This window comes from Arthrospira sp. PCC 8006 (assembly GCF_046480465.1).
GTDB lineage: Bacteria > Cyanobacteriota > Cyanobacteriia > Cyanobacteriales > Microcoleaceae > Limnospira > Limnospira platensis.
Map to the genome: position 1 here is coordinate 1 of NZ_PKGG01000044.1, position 18,432 is coordinate 18,432.

The window sequence follows — 18,432 nt, forward strand, 5'->3', positions numbered from 1 at the left end:
TAACTATCCCTGATCAACGTTATACTTTTGATTGTTTGAAACCCTTGACAAGCCTGGGTGAAATCTTAGAAAACAACTTAAACAACTTACAAAAGCCTGCTTTTCGTCATGTATTTAACTCTCACTACTACAATAGACCTGTGAAAGCGGCTGAAGTTTGGGCTGGCAAAATAAACAGTAAGTCACTTTCTCGCATTCCTAAAGATGTTAATCAACTAATATTGGCTGCCGAAAAATCTAAAGAAGTCTACATTGATACTCACTGCAATATTTTCACAGATTTACATTTTTATGATATGATATCTGACCTAATTAAATATAACATAGTTAATTTTTATAAGGCGAATGTTTATCAAGTCAAACCAGGATTTATGGATTTTTTATGTATTCTCTGGAAATCAGAAATAACAAACTCAAATATTTACAGTTTATTTCCAGAATTAAAAAGTCGATTGATAGATTCTTATTTGTTTGCCCAATCACAAAAGACAGAGATGAGTAGTTTTTCAAACTTAGAATCTATTAGAACCAGTTTGAAAGAATATCAACAAAAACTGATGACAATTGTAGATGATTTATAGTGAAGTTTAGTTCTTGAAAAATGCAATACGGGTATACCTAATCGTGGGATTGTAGATCCCACGATTTCTGTTAGGTTAGTCTAGGGGGAGAAGGAGAATATCAATCATCGTCTGAGCTACCATGTCGCAGGTGTAATGTTGACAAAGGAATCTCATTCCCGTCTTCCATGGTAGCTAGAATCAAAATTTCTACTTCACTGGGTGTTTCACTGACATCAATGGTTTTGACGAAGCCACTATCAATAGCATGGGGGACATCTGGAAATACTTTAGCGACATCACCACGCTCCTGGTTCATTTTGGATTCGCCAATGACACGATCGCCACAGATAAACTTGATTAGTTTAGCCGGAGAGTGCTTACCAATCACCCATCCCTGAATCAGCATATTTTCTTCATTAAAAGGATGGTGTAGCTTGGGTGAGTCGATCGCACATCCTAAAAACGCCTCCCTATCCTCAGACATTGATATCGCTACCACCTGATTTTCATCATTACTCAGACGAATACCATAGTCCTGTCGTATGCGACTCAGGTTAGGGTTATAGCAGGGGTCATTCTTGAGTACATCTCTCCACCGCTGCTTCATGATTTTACATTCTCGTTTAAACCGAGCTTCTTTTTCCGGCGTATCCTCATAACCACGACTCTTAGACTCGTAGTGATATAAAACCACATAGGGGAGATAAATATTCCGATATCCTCGGCTCACTAACTTTAAGCAGAAATCCACATCATTAAATGCAACTTCCAACTCTTCATCTAACCCACCAACCTGGTCAAAAACCTCTCGCCGACACATCAAACAGGCTCCCGTCACGGCGGAGTAATTATTAACCATTACCAGTTGGTTATAATAACCCAAATGATGAGCCTGATAACCCTTATGGCTGTGACCCGCTACCCCCCCAATTCCCAGGACAACGCCAGCGTGTTGAATGGTATCATCAGGATAGAGTAACAAAGCACCGACAGCACCAATAGAGGAACGTTGAGCCTGTTCTACCATGGCTTCTATCCAGTCGGGGGTCAATACCTCTGTGTCATTATTTAGAAACAGTAAATAATCGCCCCTAGCTTTAGTTACCCCATAGTTATTAATTTGGGGGTAATTAAACGGTACATCAAACTCGTAACAGCTAAAGCGTTGGGGTTCTTTTTGTTTCCAGGCGTTGATAATATCGAAAGTTTCTTGCTCATCACTGCCATTGTCAATGACCACCACTTCATAGTTAGGATAAGTGCTTTTTTCAAAAATTGATTGTAGGCAATGATTGAGAGTGGTTCCCAGGTTGCGAGTCGGGATAATAATACTCACAAGTTTGTGTTCTTCGATGTGATAGCGAACAGTGTATTGACCGGGGAAATTCTCATGATCGGAAACGATTCGCGCCTTTTCTTGGCAACGAGCAAAGGATTCATTTAGGGCTTTTTCTGCTGCTATATAGGCGTAGAGTTTACTGTTGGGGTCGTAGGCGGTGGAACCGCTATGCTGTCGCCAACTGTAGAGAATTTTGGGGATATGGAAAATCTTATTAGTTTTCTCAGTTACTCGCAAAACTAGGTCATAATCCTGACTACCTTCATAACCAACTCGGAAGTTACCTACTTGATTAACCAGTTCTCGGCGATATACTCCTAAATGGCAGGTATACATCCGTGCTAAAAATGAGTCAGGACACCAATCTGGCTTAAAGTATGGGAACACTCGCTGACCGTATTGGTCTAATTTATCCTCATCGGAATAAATCATATCAGCATCGGGATTTTCATTAAGTACCAGTGCGACCTCATAGAGTGCTTCTGGGGTAATGACATCATCATGATCTAATAGTGCTATATATTCTCCTGTGGCTAATTCCAAAGCAGAATTGGAGGCGGCGCAAATGTGACCGTTTTCGGTGCGAAAAGCAACTTTAATCCGGTTATCTTTTCTGGCATATTCTTTGAGAAGAGGTTTAATCCAAGGTTCGCTGGAATTATCATCAGCGATACACAGTTCCCAGTAGGGATAAACTTGGTTAGTAACTGATTTGATCGCCTTTTTCAGGAACTTTTCCGGGGTATTATATACCGGCATAACCACACTAATTAGCGGCTTATATCCGAGATAATTAACCGCCTGAGACATTTGCCGTAAGTCAGCGGGTCTAGGCAAATTTTCCCTCAGCCAATGTTCATAACTTTCTTGATCAATGGGAAACCGTTGCTCAGATGGACGGGATTTTTTCTGAGTAGGAAGAATTGGAGTTTCCCCGAAAGTTTCTTGAGGAATGAATAGTTCTAACCCGTCATTTTTTTTTTCAATCACCTGTTGTAGGCGAGAAGCGATCGCCCTATTGTCAGGGTCAAGGTCTTGAGCCATTTGGTAAAAAACGATCGCCCCATCCAACTGAGTTTGTCGAGCCAGAGTATCAGCCAACTTAACATATAGTTCAGAATCATCAGGCTTAATCTCGATCGCCTTATGATAGGTATCCACATTATCTGGTTCTTGTTCCATCACCTGAAGATAACACCCCAGAGCCTCATCTAAATCACCTTTAGCGCGTTCTCGCAGTGCATCAGCCAGTTTTTGTTGAATCCCAGGTAAATCCGATTGTACAGCCATGGCGGCGCGATACCCCTTAACCGCCTCTTCCCAATTTTGAAGTCTAACCGAAACCTCTCCCAAATTATAACTAGACCAGGGGAACTCTGGATTCAACCGCGCCGCCTCTCCGTAAGCCGTAGTCGCCTCCGACCAGCGTTCCAACTTAACCAGAGCCTCCGCCAAACTGTTATAGGACCAGGAATAATCCGACTTAATCGCGATCGCCTTTTGATAAGCCTCAACCGCTTCCGACCAGCGTTCCAACTTAAACAGCACATCAGCCAAACCATTGTGAGACCAGAACAAATTAGGGTCTAACTCATTAGCCTTTTGATAAGCCTCAATAGCCTGATCAAAGGCTTGTTTATCCCGCCATAGGTCTCCCAACTTTTGCCAAACCTCAGCATGATCAGCAGCCAAATCGGTAGCTTTTTGATAGAAAGCGATCGCCTCATCTAGCTGTCCCGTCTGTACCAGAGCATCAGCGAAACCCTTACACAGCTCAAAATCCGCCCCAGAAGCATCCAAAGCCATTGCTTGACCCAGAACCGGAATCACATCAGCCCAACGTTCTTGTCGCAGCAATACCCGACCCAACCCATAATAGGCAGCCGCCAGATTTTTGTCCAATTCCAGCGCTTTACGATAAGCCGCCTCCGCCTCCGACAAATTCCATTGTTGGTTGCGAAGTTCCCCAATTTGGTAGTATCCCGCCGCCCAATTCGGATTAAGCTGTAATAGCTGACCATACAGAGCGATCGCCCCATCAAAGTCCTGTTTACCAGCCAAACACTCAGCCAAACCCTGGTAAAAAACTCCTGATTTCGGGTCAAGTTCAATAGCCTGACGGTAAGCCGCCTCCGCCTCTGACCAAGCCTGTCCAGAAGCCTTCACCTTACCCATACCATAATAAGCCGGAGCCAGTTGTTTATTCAACTCCAAAGCCCGCTGATAACTCTCATAAGCCTGATCCAGCTTACCCTGACCGAGGCGAGTATTTCCCAGACGCAGATGATCTTCCGGGGTAGCCTTAGTCGGTTCCAAAGTATAGGCTTTTTCCAGACATATAGAGGCTTCTCCCTCTCGTCCCAGACGTTCTAAAACCTTAGCCAAATTCCGATAGAACCCTGCAAAATTAGGATTTTGAGCGATCGCCTGTTGATAACAGGAAACCGCCTTTTCCAGGCGATCTTCCTGGGCGTACAAGCTACCCAAATTCGCATGAACTTCCGGGAATTGAGGCTTAACTTCCAGAGCCTTATTGTAGGAGCGCACCGCCGCCTCCATTTCCCCCAACATTTGCAGAGCATTACCCTGAATTTTATAGGCTTCCGCCAAATTCCGGTCAAGTCGCAATGCTTTCTGACAAGCCGAAACCGCCTGTTCCCATTTTTTAATAGCGCAGAATGCCTTAGCCTCTTGTAAAACCGTTTCCGGGTTAACCGGGCGACTAATAGGAACCCCCATTCCCGTCTCCATAGGAACTTGTGGAGATTGACCCACCACCAACACATCAGGCTGAGGAACCTGCCCCGCAGCAGTTGCCGCTGCTAAAGTATCTTGAGGAGTTGACACCGCCGCCGCCAAAGTATCCACCGGGTTAGAAACTGCTGGAGTTGGGTTATTCAACTCAATAGCCTTCCGAAAATAGGTAGCAGCCTCCGGCAATTTACCCTGTTGTTTAAGGGCTTCCCCCAGATTTTGATAAGCCGCCGCCAAACTCGGATTAAGATTAATCGCATTTTGATAACAAGCCTGTGCTTCCGTCGCCATACCCTGCTGCATCAGACCATCACCCAAAGCCAGATGTTCTTGAGCGCTGACAGTGTGAGGTTCTAGGGTGTAGGCTTTATATTGAGTTCGGATAGCATCTAAGGGGCGATTTAGTTGAGTCCAGACCTTAGCCAAATTCCGATAAGCCCCAGCAAATTCTGGTTTAATCGAGATCGCCTTTTGATAAGCAGCACTAGCCTGTTCCCATTGTTGCGATCGCGCATAGAGGCTACCCAAATTGGCGTAAACTTCAGCCCAGTTGGGTTGTAGTTCCAGGGCCTTCGTATAGTTTTGCTTGGCGGTTTCTATATCTCCCCCTCGCAAGGAGACATCTCCCAGGATCTTAAACCCCACCGCCGAGGTAGGTTGAATTTTCAATAATTGTTCACAAGCCTTACGAGCATCATCAACCTGTCCTTGTTGAAGATATGCTTGGGCTTGTTGTTGCAGGAACTGGACACTTTTTTGGAGGATCTCTTTAGCTTGCATGGTTTGGCTCAGATCAGACGGACTCATTTTTTAATTCCCAAGATTCGATTGTACTCGTTTATGGTGATTGGATCACAAAATTTTTTTTATCTAATTTCCAACTTCTCTAAAATCTTCTCCAACCCGGTCATATTGACCCAGATATCCTCAGTTAAGGGATTTTGGTACATTAGCGATCGCAAAGGGTAACAGGAAAACCCATCCCCAGTCAGGRAATAATGCTCTAATCCCAAAGCCTGAGATATCACCCAATAGTAATGGCGGTCATAATGGGGGGAGATCAACTCAATCACCCTCACCCCTCGCTGACAGAAAATCAAATTGGTTAAACCACTCCCATGGGGACCGATAACTATTTCCGCCCGTGAGAATAATGCCACCTGCTGGGAAAATGATAGTTTCTCTGGTAGCACCCGCACAAACCCCAACCGACTCAGGCGCGCCATCACCTGTTCTTCATTCAAAACCCGTCGATGTCTAGCCTGGGCACGACTAACATAGATACGATTAGGGTAATCATGATTATCACCTGTCGCCAGCGGGAGAAAAGTTCCTCGCAGGAAGTCCACCCCCCAGGGTTGCAACCATCCCGTCGGAGAAGCAAACGAGGGGACTAGCAACTGTCGCGCCTGAATATGGGGGTAGCGATCGCTTTCGATAATTTTCGATTCCGCAATACCCAAGCGCCGCAAAGTTTCCCGCTGAAACGGTAGCAAGGCGCTATTGACCACAAACCCATCTATCTGATTAAAGTCTACCCCCACCCGTCGCATTAATTCCCACCGTGGCATTATATCAACCATCCAGTGAAAATAGATATGTCCCGAAAGTCCTGATAATACCGCCACCGTCCCATCAATATTTTGGGGGGGACAAAGTTTAGTTTGGCGAAAAATCCAATGTTTTTCGGGATTATAGTTAGTACAACCCGGAAGGGGGGCGGGATATTCCCGTGACAGGTCCGCTAACAGTTGATTATCCGGTGTTATGGTAGCGATCGCCCGACAGACTTTCCAGTTATTTTCTTGGGGGACAATCCAACACCGTCCCTGGGGAATACTTGCCACAAAGGTTTCAAAGGGAACCTCTACAGTCTTGGCATCTGCCACTCGCCTCTCAATACCATAACCTAAATTGCTCACCTCAAATCCCGCAAAAATTCGCTCTCGACAAGGGCTACAATCTAAACCGCCGCACTCTCCCCCTACATTGTCTAAGTCTAACTCTGTTGGGGGTAGCTGTTGTCCTACCGTTGGAATCGGGATATAGTGGCTGGTGTCTATATTATTCGCCTGTAGCCATGCCTGGGTTTTCTGATAAACTCCTTGGGGTGGCTGTTGTGGTCGGGGAATTTCTCCGGTCGATATAGTTCCGCTATCCCGCCACTCCTGCGAAACAGTAGTCAAATTCTCTGCTGTTCCTCCGTTTTGTAAGACTTTTGAATAATAAGCGATCGCCACTTCCCACCGTCCCTGTAACTCAAGTAAACTCCCCAAAAGCCAATAGACTTCTGGGGAGTATTCAATCACCCCGGCAGTATGGCAAACTGTTATTGCCCCCTGCAACCTTCCCTGTTTAGCTAGACAGGATGCTAAATCCAGGTAAGTTTGTATTTTCTGAGGTTTAATCCTTAATGCTCGTTGATAATACCTAATTGCTGCATCCCACTCACCATATTGATTTAGGGTATTACCCAAATGACTATAGGTAGCTTCTAGGTAGTTATAAACCGCATCTGGCACCTCAGTTACACTATGATCAGACTCCTGGGAGTTCTCAGAGTTCCCCAATTCCAAATCGGATTTTTGCAGAGCTTCCAAAAACTGGGCGCAGGCTATTTGTGCCTGTAGTAGTTCATCTGAACCTGTTTCTAGGATAACATCCCGATTAAAGCGTTGGATATAACCCTGCACAAATTTGGGGTCAATGGCGATCGCTTTCTGGAAACAAGCCATGGCTTGAGATAGGCAACCTATGATTAGGCAAGAATTCCCACAGTCGCTATAGAACATGATATTATCCGGTTCAATGGCGATCGCTTTTTGAAAATAAGTGATTGCTTGTCGGTGGTTATTTTTGTGCTGCCACAACTTACCCAAATTACTGTAAGCAATAGCTAAATCTGGTTTCAGGCTAATTGCCTTATGGTAAGCGGCGATCGCTTCACTCAGCTTTCCTTGGCGAGCGAAAGCCCAACCCAAATTATTATATACTAATGGGTCGGTCGGGTCAATACTTAGGGCTTCTTGAAAGATGGCGATCGCCTCATCTATCTGATTTTGCTGTAATTGCAAATATCCCAGAGTGTTGAAAATTTCCTTAAAATTAGGGCAGTTAATTCGGCCTTCTTGTAAAACTTTAATCCCTGTGTTAATGTCCCCCTGCTCATTTAACCGCAGCGCCATATCTAAATAAGCCTCACCTAGCTTAGGGTTTAAGGCGATCGCTTTTTGGTAACAGCCAATAGCCCCTTCAATATTACCCTGCCAATGCAAAGCACTCCCTAAATGATAGTGTAAATCTGCCCAATTAGGAGAGAGGTCGATCGCCTGTTGGTAAAATGAGATAGCTTCATCAAACCAGCCCATATTCCGATATACTTGGGCAAGGTAAGCATAGCTAATGGCTTGGTTAGGTGCAAGTTCAAAGGCTTTTGTATAAGCCGACATAGCCGCGATTAATTGGCCATAATCTTCTTGAATATTGCCTAGTAGTTGATAAGCAATGGCACAATTAGGCTGTTGGCTGATAATTTCTCGACAAATAGCAAAAGCCCGATCTTGGTTTCCTTGGCTTAAATTATCCTGTGCCAACTTCAACAACTCTTCAACACTCATTCCCACTCCCGGTTTCCCTGTCGCAGTCTACAACAGGTCTAGCGCTATCTTACCCAAAAATTATAGTCCTCCCCTGCCCATTTACTCAACTTTGATCCATCATCGTTTGGATGTCCATATAATATTGATTGATATTTGCTGAGAATATTGCTAAATTTTGATGATTGTTAGTGAGGACTGATCATGAAAACTATTCATGTCGTCTTAATTGCCGTTGCTACTGCCTTATTTAGTGGTGGTATTGGCTTTGTTGGAGGTACGGCGATCGGAGGTATTGGCGGTGCGGCTGCTGGGGTTTTGTTGGGTATATGTATCACCGCAGAAACTGCTCAACAAGAGGGTATTTTAACTCCCGAACAAGCTGATAGTCTGGTAGGTATAATGCGCCAAAATGCCGCCACCCAATGGGATATTCCACCAGAGGATTTAGAGCAATTAAACTGCGATCGGATTACTCAAGATTTACGTTCTGAGTAATTCACAATAACCCCAAGCAGCCATCGCACTAAACATTACCCACCCCCTAAATTCCTCTCACCGGGGAGAGGTACTTCGCAGGCTTATGGCATGATTACTGAAACGGCAATCAAAACATTATCAACTCATCATCCTGGGTTATTTAAAATACATTTTGTATCAACAATCCACCAATTAGGCTGCTCAAAAACCCTGCATATATTAACCTTTTGATATAAAGCAAATTGTGAATTATTTTCCAGTAAATTTAAGGCTTTTTGACCTTCCGAAAAAATCAGCATCCAGTGATTATTTTTAATATATTCAGGCGAAAAAGCCGCCGGGTCAATCAGCCAAAAATCCACATTATATTGATTAATGAAATCCTGAAGTGTCTGCCAATCATCCGTATAGTGAGCATTAATCATATCCAAAGTTCTCGCCAAAATTTGATTATAATAACCCAAGTGATAAGGGATAGCATATTCTCGCGCCATCAAAACAGTTCTTTGAGCAAAAGTTGGCAGTTGGTCAGCCTCTGCTGACAGAGAAGCTATGACAATATCTGGGGGTTGCTGTTGGAAGAAATCATAAACTTCTGTCATTCTACCTTTTTCATATCTCACCAATGGAAAATAAGGCACGAAAGCCGGATATAATAGGACAATTCCCACCATAATAGCCATAAGACTCCCCGCCAAATATCGATAAAATATATAGCAGTAGTTATGTTTAAAGACTCTCAGGAGTGTATCCCATATTAAAGTCAAAGATATGGCTGTTAAAAGCGCAATAATAATCCGAAAACTGAACTCAGTATATCGACCGGGAAGGTGTAGCCTAAACAAAAGTGCATGGGATGCAAAAAACATCAAAACCGATGATATGAATAATTGCAATAATACCCAAACCTGGGGTGTAATATATCTCCCTAGGGGAAACTGTCTCGGAAATATTAGTAAAAATGGCAGTAATAAAGCCACACATTGAGTAGCGGGGGTAAATAGGGAACTGTGAAACATTCCGCTACGTCTTCCGGTGAACCAAATATCCATAAAATTATCGTGAAAAAACCTGCTCCGTCCCCCCTCGAAAAATTCGGGAGAATTCATGGCTTCGGCGCGAGTAATGGTCGGACCAAATTCTGAGGAGGTGATAATATATGGAAGTAATACTATGAACGCGACCAATAAACCCCAAGCTAAAATTTGATAATCGCGGTTATTTTGGGTTAGCTTAAAGCTGCGATTTTGCCAATTAATAACTCTCAATATCAGCATTATAGCAGCAATGAAAACATACTGAGGATAAAATAAGCCAATAGCTGCTACTGTGACACAAACACCCAGCCGAGAATGTCTAACTAGATAGTATAAAAAGGCGATGAAAATCGGGTTAATAAATGCTCTGGGTGTTCCTGATGCTAAATCGTCTTTTAACCATAAGGCTTGATTGATGATTAAACAGCCGATAAATCCTGTGGCTGGAATTGGTAAAATCTCAAGACATAACCTGAAAAAATAATAAGTAACAAATAATCCTAAAATTGGGGGGATAATTTTAGCTAAATCAAAGGGGTTTATTCCTAAGATAATACCTAGTTTATAAACTATAGTATATCCCCGGGGAGCTACAGATTGAAAATAATCGGCTATTAAATCATTGGGAAACAGGTCTGGGTCAATGAACCGCAACATCCAAAAAATGTGCTGTCTTGCGTCATTATGGACTAAATTGGGTTCCGCAAAGGCTTGTTTTAGCGATAGAATACCGTAAATGCTGGCTAAACTCATGCTGAGGAAAAGCCAAAATAGGGTCTGGGATGTTGTATATTTTTTCATATTTCCATGGAAACAAAAAAAGACCCCTACAACAATGAGGGGTTTTGATTAACTTAGTAATTTAGTAATTCAGAAAGTTTCTGAGTATTGCACAATCTGGAATAATTCAGTTACCCCAGACGTGGAAAGGTATCTCTCAAAGCCTTCAACACAATGTTGACAGCGCACGACTGCACAGCACTAACTCTTAACAATTATTAAGCTGAAACGCGAAATTGCTAGATAAGCTGTAAGACTTATTAAAAGAAGTGAGGAAGTGAGACCCTTAGGACCGACGAGAGTAACCGCCGCCACCACGACGACCGCCGCCGCCGCCGCCAAAGGAGCCACTATTTTCGCGAGGCTTGGCTTTATTGACTCTCAGATCACGACCGCACCACTCAGCACCATCAAGAGCATCAATGGCTGATTGTTCTTCAGCTTCTGTGTCCATTTCTACGAAGCCAAAACCACGCATACGTCCGGTTTCTCGGTCCGTGGGTAGTTTGACACGCTTAACTGATCCATACTCTGCGAACACAGCAGTTAGATCATCTTCTGTAACCTCATAGGACAGGTTACCAACGTAAATCGACATAAATTATCTCCAAAACCAGAGTTTCGTAGGGAGTGAGGTTCTCGGAGAGAAACTTGCCAGCATTGAACGTGAAAAACTCGTTGATACTTGAAACAAAAATACTACAACCGATACTTAATTCTCCATTGACTAGAGTCTAGCACCTTAACTGATTATTTGGGAATAGGTATTATTACTTTTTTAGAAAAATTTAAGATTTGGTCGGCATATCCTAGTAGGGGCGCGCCTCCGCAGTCAATTAAATTTCTCCACCGGAATTGTCGTCAACCCGCCCCACACCACGATCATTGGGTTGGATCTAATCAATCTGTAAGTTAAAGGGTAACCGGGTATATATTCCCCTAGGATCATTGAGATGCCTAAGCACGGATAACTCATGATAGAGTTGGAGCAGTTCCCTGGTCAGAGGGTCTGCTTGGGTGGCTTCGGTTCGCAGGCTTTCTAGCAAACGTTCCTCAAAACTAGGAATTCTGGGATATTCGGCGAGTTTCCAATCATCACCCAGTTCGGCTTTTTCGGCTACAGCAGCGATCGCATCTTGTAAACCCCCCAACTGATCAACTAACCCCAAGGCTTCAGCTTGTACCCCCGACCAAACCCGACCCTGAGACATTTCCAAAACTTCCTCTTGTGGTAAATCTCTCAATTGGGCGACGGAAGAGACAAACCGCTGATAAATGAAATCAACCATCTGCTGAACCTTCTGTAGTTCCTGGTCTGTTTTGGGACGGGAGATAGAATTAAGATCAGCAAAGGGTCCGGTTTTCACACCATCCCAGGTAATGCCATTCTGGTTAGCAATATCCTGAGCATTAAACAGCAGTCCAAATACACCAATGGAACCAGTGACCGTAGTGGGTTCAGCGAAAATGCGATCGCTCCCCATAGCAATCCAATAACCACCGGAAGCGGCGGCATTCCCCATAGAAACTATAATGGGTTTTTCCTCTCTGGTCAATTGTACTTCTCGTGCGATGACCTCGGAAGCGGTAGCGCTACCACCGGGACTATTGACCCGCAGGACAATTCCTTTGACCCGATCATTATCCCGTAGCCTGCGTAACTCTTCGCTAAAGCGATCGCCGCCAACTTGACCAATCCCCCCGCGACCATCGACAATTTCACCATCAGCGTAGACTACAGCAATGATATTGCGACTGTTGGGATTACCAGCCCAACTTCCCTTAACTTGAGGAGTTCTCGAATATTCCTGGATCCCCACCCGTCGAAAAGGTTGTCTTCCCTCCTCCTTTTCTTCGGTCAATTCGCGCAGTTTAGCGGCCACTTCATCTCTATGGGCGATATGATCAACCATTTCGCGATCCTTCGCATCTGCAGCCATTAAAAATCCGTCCTGATTCACAATTTGCTGCAACTGTGCTGTAGTCAGACTGCGACTAGATGCGATCGCCCCGGTAAACTCACCCCACAAATCTCCCAATAACTGCTGCATTTGCTGTCTATTTTCCGGGCTCATCTCTTGGCGCAAAAAAGGTTCAACAGCAGACTTATATTGACCAACCCGCGTCACCTGTACCCCAATCCCGAACCGTTCCAAGGCTCCCGCCAAAAAGACGCTTTGAGAACTAAACCCGCTCATCTCCACCGTACCCATGGGGTGGATAATGATTTGATCAGCTACTGAACCCAGGTAATATTCACGCTCGGTCCAGTCAGTATCATAAGCAATAATAGTTTTACCGCTCTCTTTAAACCCTTCCAAAGCCCGACGGACTTCCTTTAAATTCCCAAACCCTGTGGGAGTTGTACCACTACTGCCTTGCAGATACAGCCCGACAATTTTATCATCCTTACTCGCCCGCTCAATAGTTTCTAGGACTACCCGCAATGGCAAGAACCTAGCCCGATCTTCTCTCAGGGTCTGTCCTATGGCGATCGATGGTGTTGGCGGCGGTGCTGTGTCCGCTATACCCACAGACAGGTCTAGCACCAATACTGATTTATCTCTTAGGGTTGTTTGTGTACCCCTCGAAGCACTAACTACTACTAAAAACGCGATTCCCCCCATGCCAAATGTGATGACTAGGAACAGTCCCAGTAAATTGCCAACTACACTGGCTAGGGTATATTTCAGAAACTCTTTCATGACTAGCTCTTACCCAGCCGGGGACGGTTTGCTCTGGCTGCATTGGGGTTAATCATAACAAAATACCACAGTTTATATTGGATCAGCCACCATCGACTCAAAACACTTCCATATCAATTTTTAGCTTAGGGGTTGACATTATCCTATTTTTGCTGATATACTCAAATGTATGTGTTATATTTTTTCATATGCTGTCAAAATTTTGTTAGCAATATCTCACTTTTATAATAAGCATATAAAGATTTTACCGAAATTGTCAACCCCCTGCCTCCCCAAACCCCGGCAAACATAAGTTAATTTAATGTTTTTAGGAGAATAATTTTAATATTTAAAAAATTGTAAATATTCATTACATTTTTATTGCTACTTATTCTCAAATAATTGACGACAGAATGGGGGTTGTGGTAAATTTGAAAAAATAAAAATCCACTGGGGTTTTGTCAACTCACCAAAATATCCTCTGTAAGCCTGATTCTATGGTGGCACTTGGGCGGTAATGGGGTAAATTTTGACTTTGGCGATGCACCAATTTTGGCGAAAATTGTGGCCATGGAAAATCCGCCCCTTGACAAAATACACTTTTTGTGATTCATGGATTTGACCAAAGCCCCTCAAAGAAACCTAGTTTCTCAGCCTACTGCAAGCTTCTCAGGCTGTTCATAGCTCCTTGATATCCGGCATTATTGTCCTGTTTTCGATAGAGGTTAGCAGCGGTTTGCCAGTCGGAACCGGCTTTTTGCTTTTCTCCTAAAACCTTGTAAGCATCACCGCGATTTTTGTAGGCTAGAGCATAATTCGGGTTAATTTCAATAGCGCGGTTGTAGTCGGCTATGGCTGCTTCATAATTTCCCTGGCTCCGGTGAGTAATACCCCGACCGTTGTAGGCTAGAGCATAATTCGGGTTAATTTCAATAGCGCGGTTGTAGTCGGCTATGGCTGCTTCATAATTTCCCTGGCGGCGGTGAGTAAGACCCCGACTATAGTAGACAGTAGCATCATTGATATCAATTTCAAGAGGGCGGTTGTACTGAGAGGAAGTATCTGACCTTGCAGTAGGCTCTGTTGTTGAATTATCCCTAAATGTATTTACTCCTACAACAGCTATACCAACCAAGCAAATAACTAGGCCGGCATTTTGCCAAAAACTTTTCCAGGGAGATATGGCTGTTGACGCTTTTTGTTTTTGTGCTATCTGTGGGGACGACTCAGGTACTAGCTTAGATTCCCCAGAAAAGTTGATTTTTGGTAAAGTTGGCTCTGAAGATGCTATAGCAAAGTTAACAGGTATTGGATGATCATAAATATTAGATATGGTTTCATTATTAACAGACAATTGAGTAGAAACTGGAGGAGGTTTTGGTGTAACTATTTCAAGAACAGAAGGATTGAGAGCATTAATAACCTCTTGAGCTGATTGATAACGATGTTTAGGCATTTGATGAGCTAACTTGTCAATAATATTGCCTAATTCCTCACTAACCACTTTCCCATTCAGATAATCTCGCCATATCCACCGATTATTAATAGTATCATATAAATCAAATGGACTGACTCCTGTGAGTAAGTGCATACAAGTTACACCTAAACCGTATAAATCGCTCACCAATAAAGGTTTTCCCAAGGACTGTTCTGGTGCACAATATTCGGCTGAACCTATTATAGTTCCGTCAACATTAATATGTGGCTTTTTGACTACTTTGGCAGAGCCAAAATCTACGATAAACAGCTTATTGTCAACTGTACTTATGATCATGTTTTCTGGATTAATATCTCTATGGATTACCTGCTTACTATGCACAAAATCCAAAATTTCTAATACCTCTAGTAGAATTTCTCTAATCTGTGGTTCTGAGAAAGTACCATTCTGGTCAAGCTCCTCTTTTAGGGTATCACCGTTGACAAATTCTTGAATCAAATATTGTCGATTATTGACTATAAAATAAGCGATTAAATCAGGTATTTGAGAATGCTTGCCCAACTCCTCAAGCCTTTCTGCTTCCTGTGCAAATAACTGGGATGCGTTTTCAATAGTATCTGTTCCTTGGGCTTGAGGTAAAAACTGTTTAATCACACAGAAGGGTTGAGAAGGCTTATCTGTATCATTAGCTAAGAATGTGCGACAGAAACTACCTTGACCTAAAATTGAGCGTGGTATATACCTTTCTTTCAGGATTAACCTATTACCACATCTATGGCAATATTGGAAATGACTGGGGTTAGGGTGGAGACAGCCTGGGTTCAGACAGTAGATGGTGTTCATGGTCTGATGGCACGAAGATTAAACTATCTGCTGTAGCAAAGCTTACTTATCAGATGTTGCTACAGCTCAACTTCTTCATTATAGATCAGTTATTAAAATAGGTCTAGAAGAGCATGAAACGATCGCCTATGATAATTTCATGGGCTTAACATATCTACTAACTTGATTTTTTATTCAATATATCAACAGCCAGCTAACAAAGAAACCAGGTTTCTACAGAAATTTTTGATAAGCAACCAAAGCCCATCAAAGAAACCACACTTAATCACATCATTGTTTGATTTTTTATTCAACACAGAAAAAACGCCGCCGCCAGCCACGGAAACGGTTGACAAATCAAGAGCGATCGCCTATGATAGTGTCGTGGGGGTACTATGTCTTATTGCTTGATTTTTTAGTCAACACATCAACAATAAAGAAACGGGGTTTCCAGGTAAAAGAAACCCAGTTGTAACGGTCTATAATGACTCTGTTAGGCGGTCAATAGAAATCATAGCCGCCTCAGCCACTTGATGATGACTGTCTTTAGCCAAATATTTAAGGGCTGATAAGCTCTTAGGGCTAGGTAAATTTCCCAGAGCTTCGGCTAGACGCTGGCGAATTAACCAATCATCAGACTGAGCAAACTTGAGGATATGGTCTATAGCTTCGAGGTCGTGAATTTCACCTAAAGCAGCGATCGCCGCCTGTTGCAAAATCACCATATCACTATTAAGGGCAGACATCAAAACGTCACGGGCGCGGATATCCTTCAAATTGCCGAGAGAGACAGCAGCACTAAAACGCACTAGCCAGTCGGTATCCTCATAAAAAGCGCGCATGAGGGGTTCAACAGCCCTAGAGTCCCCCAAATACCCCAAAGCCCCGGCAGCATCAGCGCGAATGCCATAGTCGGGGTCGGTTTCTAATAATTTTACCAGAATCGGATAACATTCGTCAGTTTGTTTAATCCCTAGGGCGAAAACAGCCATTGACCGAATTTGTAGGCTTTTATCAAAGAGAACCTTCTTAATTAGGGGAACAGCTTGCTCTGGGGATACCTCGCGCAAGGAAGCTAAAGCTAACATCCGATCGCGGGTATTATCGCTGTCTAACTTACGGGAAATTTGGTCTAGGGGAATAATTACACTCATGAGAGCAACTTATTAAAACTTTACATGGGGAATTTTTTCTATCCTATCTTAAAACTTTGAACAAGAAAAAGCCCCGCCTGAACAATCAATCAGCGGGGCCTGCGGCCCAAATCCTTGGAGTCCATGAAAGAACACTCCGCAGATGGGACGAAAATGGCTCAATCGAGACCATCAGAACCCCCGCTGGGCAACGACGATACAACGTTGAGTCATATNNTCTGATGMCATCACGCAGTGACAAACGCAAAGTCGTTATCTATGCCMGAGYTAGTAGCCGCGCCCAGCAGTCCGACCTCAASCGACAGGTGGCCGCACTGTCCAACCTCTACCCCGAAGCAGAAGTCGTCTCCGAAATCGGAGGCGGGCTCAACTTCAAGGGAAAGAAAATGCTGGCCTGACTGGGACAAGTCTTGTCAGGAGATGTCGGCATGGTTGTCGTTGCCCACCCAGACCGATTGGCCAGATGGGGATTTGACTTGTTTCGATGGCTCTGTGAGCAAAACAGGTGCTCACTCATGGTTCTCAACGAGACAAGTCTCAGTCGAGAACCAGAAATGGTTGAGGACATTCTCGCCATCCTCGACTGCTTCAGTTCCCGATTATACGGACGGAGTMAATACAAAACTCAGGTCAAAGAAGATCCGGATTTACCCCAGCCCCGAGCTAAATCAAGTCTGGCGCAAATGGCTGGCYGCTTGTCGGTATTGCTACAACCAAGCAATTGCATTATCCCGGAGTGGTAAACGACTAAGCAAACTGAAATTACGCAACGAAGTGATGCAGAGTGACTTACCCGAATGGGTCAAAGAAACACCCTGCCAYATTCGGCAAAATGCCATCTTTGATGCCTATCAGGCTTTGACCGCCAGTCCTGATGCAAGGTTTAGAAGTTGTCGTGACAGCTCTCAAGGGATGAAGTTCAATAATACTAATTTCTCTTCAGGGAGTTGGTATCCAAGACTCACGAAAGGATTAACTTTCATGGTTTCCGAAGCTATCCCTAAAACTTGCGGGCAAGGGACTCAGTTGGTGTTTACCAAAGGTCGATGGTTGGCGATTTTCCCTGAACCAGTTGCCGTTAACCCAACTGAAGCGAATGGCGTAATTGCATTAGACCCAGGTGTCCGAACTTTTATGACCGGGTTTGATGGCTCTCGGTTTCTGGAATTGGGCTCCGGGGATATTGGACGCATTACTAGGCTATGTCAACATTTGGATGATTTGATGAGCCGAATCGCCAAGGAACCCTGTCGTTCAAGAAGGCGACGGATGAGGCAAGCGGCTCAACGAATGAGAACCAAAATCCGCAATCTAGTTGATGAAGCCCACAAACAAATTGCTCACTACTTGACTMAYRACTACAGCATAATTTTTCTGCCSACCTTCGAGACTTCCAACATGGTTGCCAAAGCCAAGCGGAAAATCAAATCCAAGACTGCCCGCGCCATGCTGACATGGGCGCATTATCGATTCAAACTAACCCTGAGACATCAAGCCGAGATAACTCGAACCACAGTTGTAGATGTGACGGAAGAATACACCAGCAAAACCTGTACTCACTGTGGTCATGTCCATTCCCAGCTAGGTGGCTCAAAAGTGTTCCGATGTCCTGAGTGTGGGTTCACTCTACCCAGGGACTGGAACGGTGCTTTTGGAATCTTTCTAAAAGCTTTGCGGGATACCGCCTCTGTTACCTTAACGGGTAATAGTGCTATCGTAGCATTGTCAGGCAATAGCCGGATAAATGTCGCGTAAATGTATCAGGCTCAATAATCTCCTCAATCA

At 43.9% G+C, this 18,432-nt stretch carries 9 protein-coding genes and 2 pseudogenes; 4 read left to right on the forward strand and 7 right to left on the reverse strand.

Features of this window, described 5'->3' with window-relative positions:
* Window positions 1-581 (forward strand): annotated as a pseudogene (locus B9T16_RS09130) (hypothetical protein); the annotation flags it as partial.
* Between the two features lie 100 nt (window positions 582-681).
* On the opposite strand, the gene B9T16_RS09135 reads toward B9T16_RS09130, so the two are convergent.
* A complete protein-coding gene (locus tag B9T16_RS09135; RefSeq protein ID WP_410244591.1) occupies window positions 682-5,463 on the reverse strand; it encodes a tetratricopeptide repeat protein in 4,782 nt (1,593 codons plus the stop codon).
* A 59-nt stretch (window positions 5,464-5,522) separates the two neighbouring features.
* A complete protein-coding gene (locus B9T16_RS09140) occupies window positions 5,523-8,273 on the reverse strand; it encodes a tetratricopeptide repeat protein (RefSeq protein ID WP_410244592.1) in 2,751 nt (916 codons plus the stop codon).
* Window positions 8,274-8,456: 183 nt separating this feature from the next.
* Here B9T16_RS09140 and B9T16_RS09145 point away from each other — a divergent pair, with 183 nt between their 5' ends.
* Complete coding sequence (locus B9T16_RS09145) at window positions 8,457-8,750, forward strand: hypothetical protein (protein ID WP_410244593.1); 294 nt, start codon at window positions 8,457-8,459, stop codon at window positions 8,748-8,750.
* 128 nt (window positions 8,751-8,878) lie between these two features.
* Here the strand turns inward: B9T16_RS09145 and B9T16_RS09150 are convergent, their stop codons facing one another.
* The 5 genes from B9T16_RS09150 to B9T16_RS09170 all read right to left on the reverse strand — a co-directional run bounded on the left by B9T16_RS09150 (window position 8,879) and on the right by B9T16_RS09170 (window position 16,647).
* A complete protein-coding gene (locus B9T16_RS09150; protein ID WP_410244594.1) occupies window positions 8,879-10,570 on the reverse strand; it encodes a hypothetical protein in 1,692 nt (563 codons plus the stop codon).
* Between the two features lie 265 nt (window positions 10,571-10,835).
* Window positions 10,836-11,147, reverse strand: coding sequence for an RNA recognition motif domain-containing protein (locus B9T16_RS09155; protein ID WP_006619982.1), 312 nt, complete (start codon window positions 11,145-11,147; stop codon window positions 10,836-10,838).
* 298 nt (window positions 11,148-11,445) lie between these two features.
* Window positions 11,446-13,254: a signal peptide peptidase SppA gene (sppA, locus tag B9T16_RS09160; RefSeq protein WP_006619983.1), complete on the reverse strand. Its 1,809-nt coding sequence runs from the start codon at window positions 13,252-13,254 to the stop codon at window positions 11,446-11,448.
* A 634-nt stretch (window positions 13,255-13,888) separates the two neighbouring features.
* Window positions 13,889-15,514 (reverse strand): protein kinase domain-containing protein, encoded by a 1,626-nt coding sequence (locus B9T16_RS09165; protein ID WP_410244595.1) that lies wholly within the window; start codon window positions 15,512-15,514, stop codon window positions 13,889-13,891.
* 458 nt (window positions 15,515-15,972) lie between these two features.
* Entirely contained in the window at window positions 15,973-16,647 is a 675-nt protein-coding gene (locus B9T16_RS09170; RefSeq protein ID WP_006616170.1) for a HEAT repeat domain-containing protein, read from the reverse strand.
* A gap of 77 nt (window positions 16,648-16,724) precedes the next feature.
* Between B9T16_RS09170 and B9T16_RS09175 the strand changes: the two are divergent.
* Both B9T16_RS09175 and B9T16_RS09180 read left to right on the forward strand, forming a co-directional pair.
* Window positions 16,725-17,327, forward strand: a pseudogene (locus B9T16_RS09175) (IS607 family transposase); the annotation flags it as partial.
* On the forward strand, window positions 17,293-18,402 hold the full coding sequence (locus tag B9T16_RS09180) for an RNA-guided endonuclease InsQ/TnpB family protein (RefSeq protein ID WP_410244602.1): 1,110 nt from the start codon (window positions 17,293-17,295) through the stop codon (window positions 18,400-18,402). The pseudogene B9T16_RS09175 and the gene B9T16_RS09180, both read left to right, overlap by 35 nt.
* Window positions 18,403-18,432: the final 30 nt, after the last annotated feature.

Coding starts and splice junctions, on each gene's coding strand:
- B9T16_RS09135 (WP_410244591.1), bottom strand. CDS start 5,463: ATGAGTCCGTCTGATCTGAGCCAAACCATGCAAGCTAAAGAGATCCTC.
- B9T16_RS09145 (WP_410244593.1), top strand. CDS start 8,457: ATGAAAACTATTCATGTCGTCTTAATTGCCGTTGCTACTGCCTTATTT.
- B9T16_RS09150 (WP_410244594.1), bottom strand. CDS start 10,570: ATGAAAAAATATACAACATCCCAGACCCTATTTTGGCTTTTCCTCAGC.
- B9T16_RS09155 (WP_006619982.1), bottom strand. CDS start 11,147: ATGTCGATTTACGTTGGTAACCTGTCCTATGAGGTTACAGAAGATGAT.
- sppA (WP_006619983.1), bottom strand. CDS start 13,254: ATGAAAGAGTTTCTGAAATATACCCTAGCCAGTGTAGTTGGCAATTTA.
- B9T16_RS09165 (WP_410244595.1), bottom strand. CDS start 15,514: ATGAACACCATCTACTGTCTGAACCCAGGCTGTCTCCACCCTAACCCC.
- B9T16_RS09170 (WP_006616170.1), bottom strand. CDS start 16,647: ATGAGTGTAATTATTCCCCTAGACCAAATTTCCCGTAAGTTAGACAGC.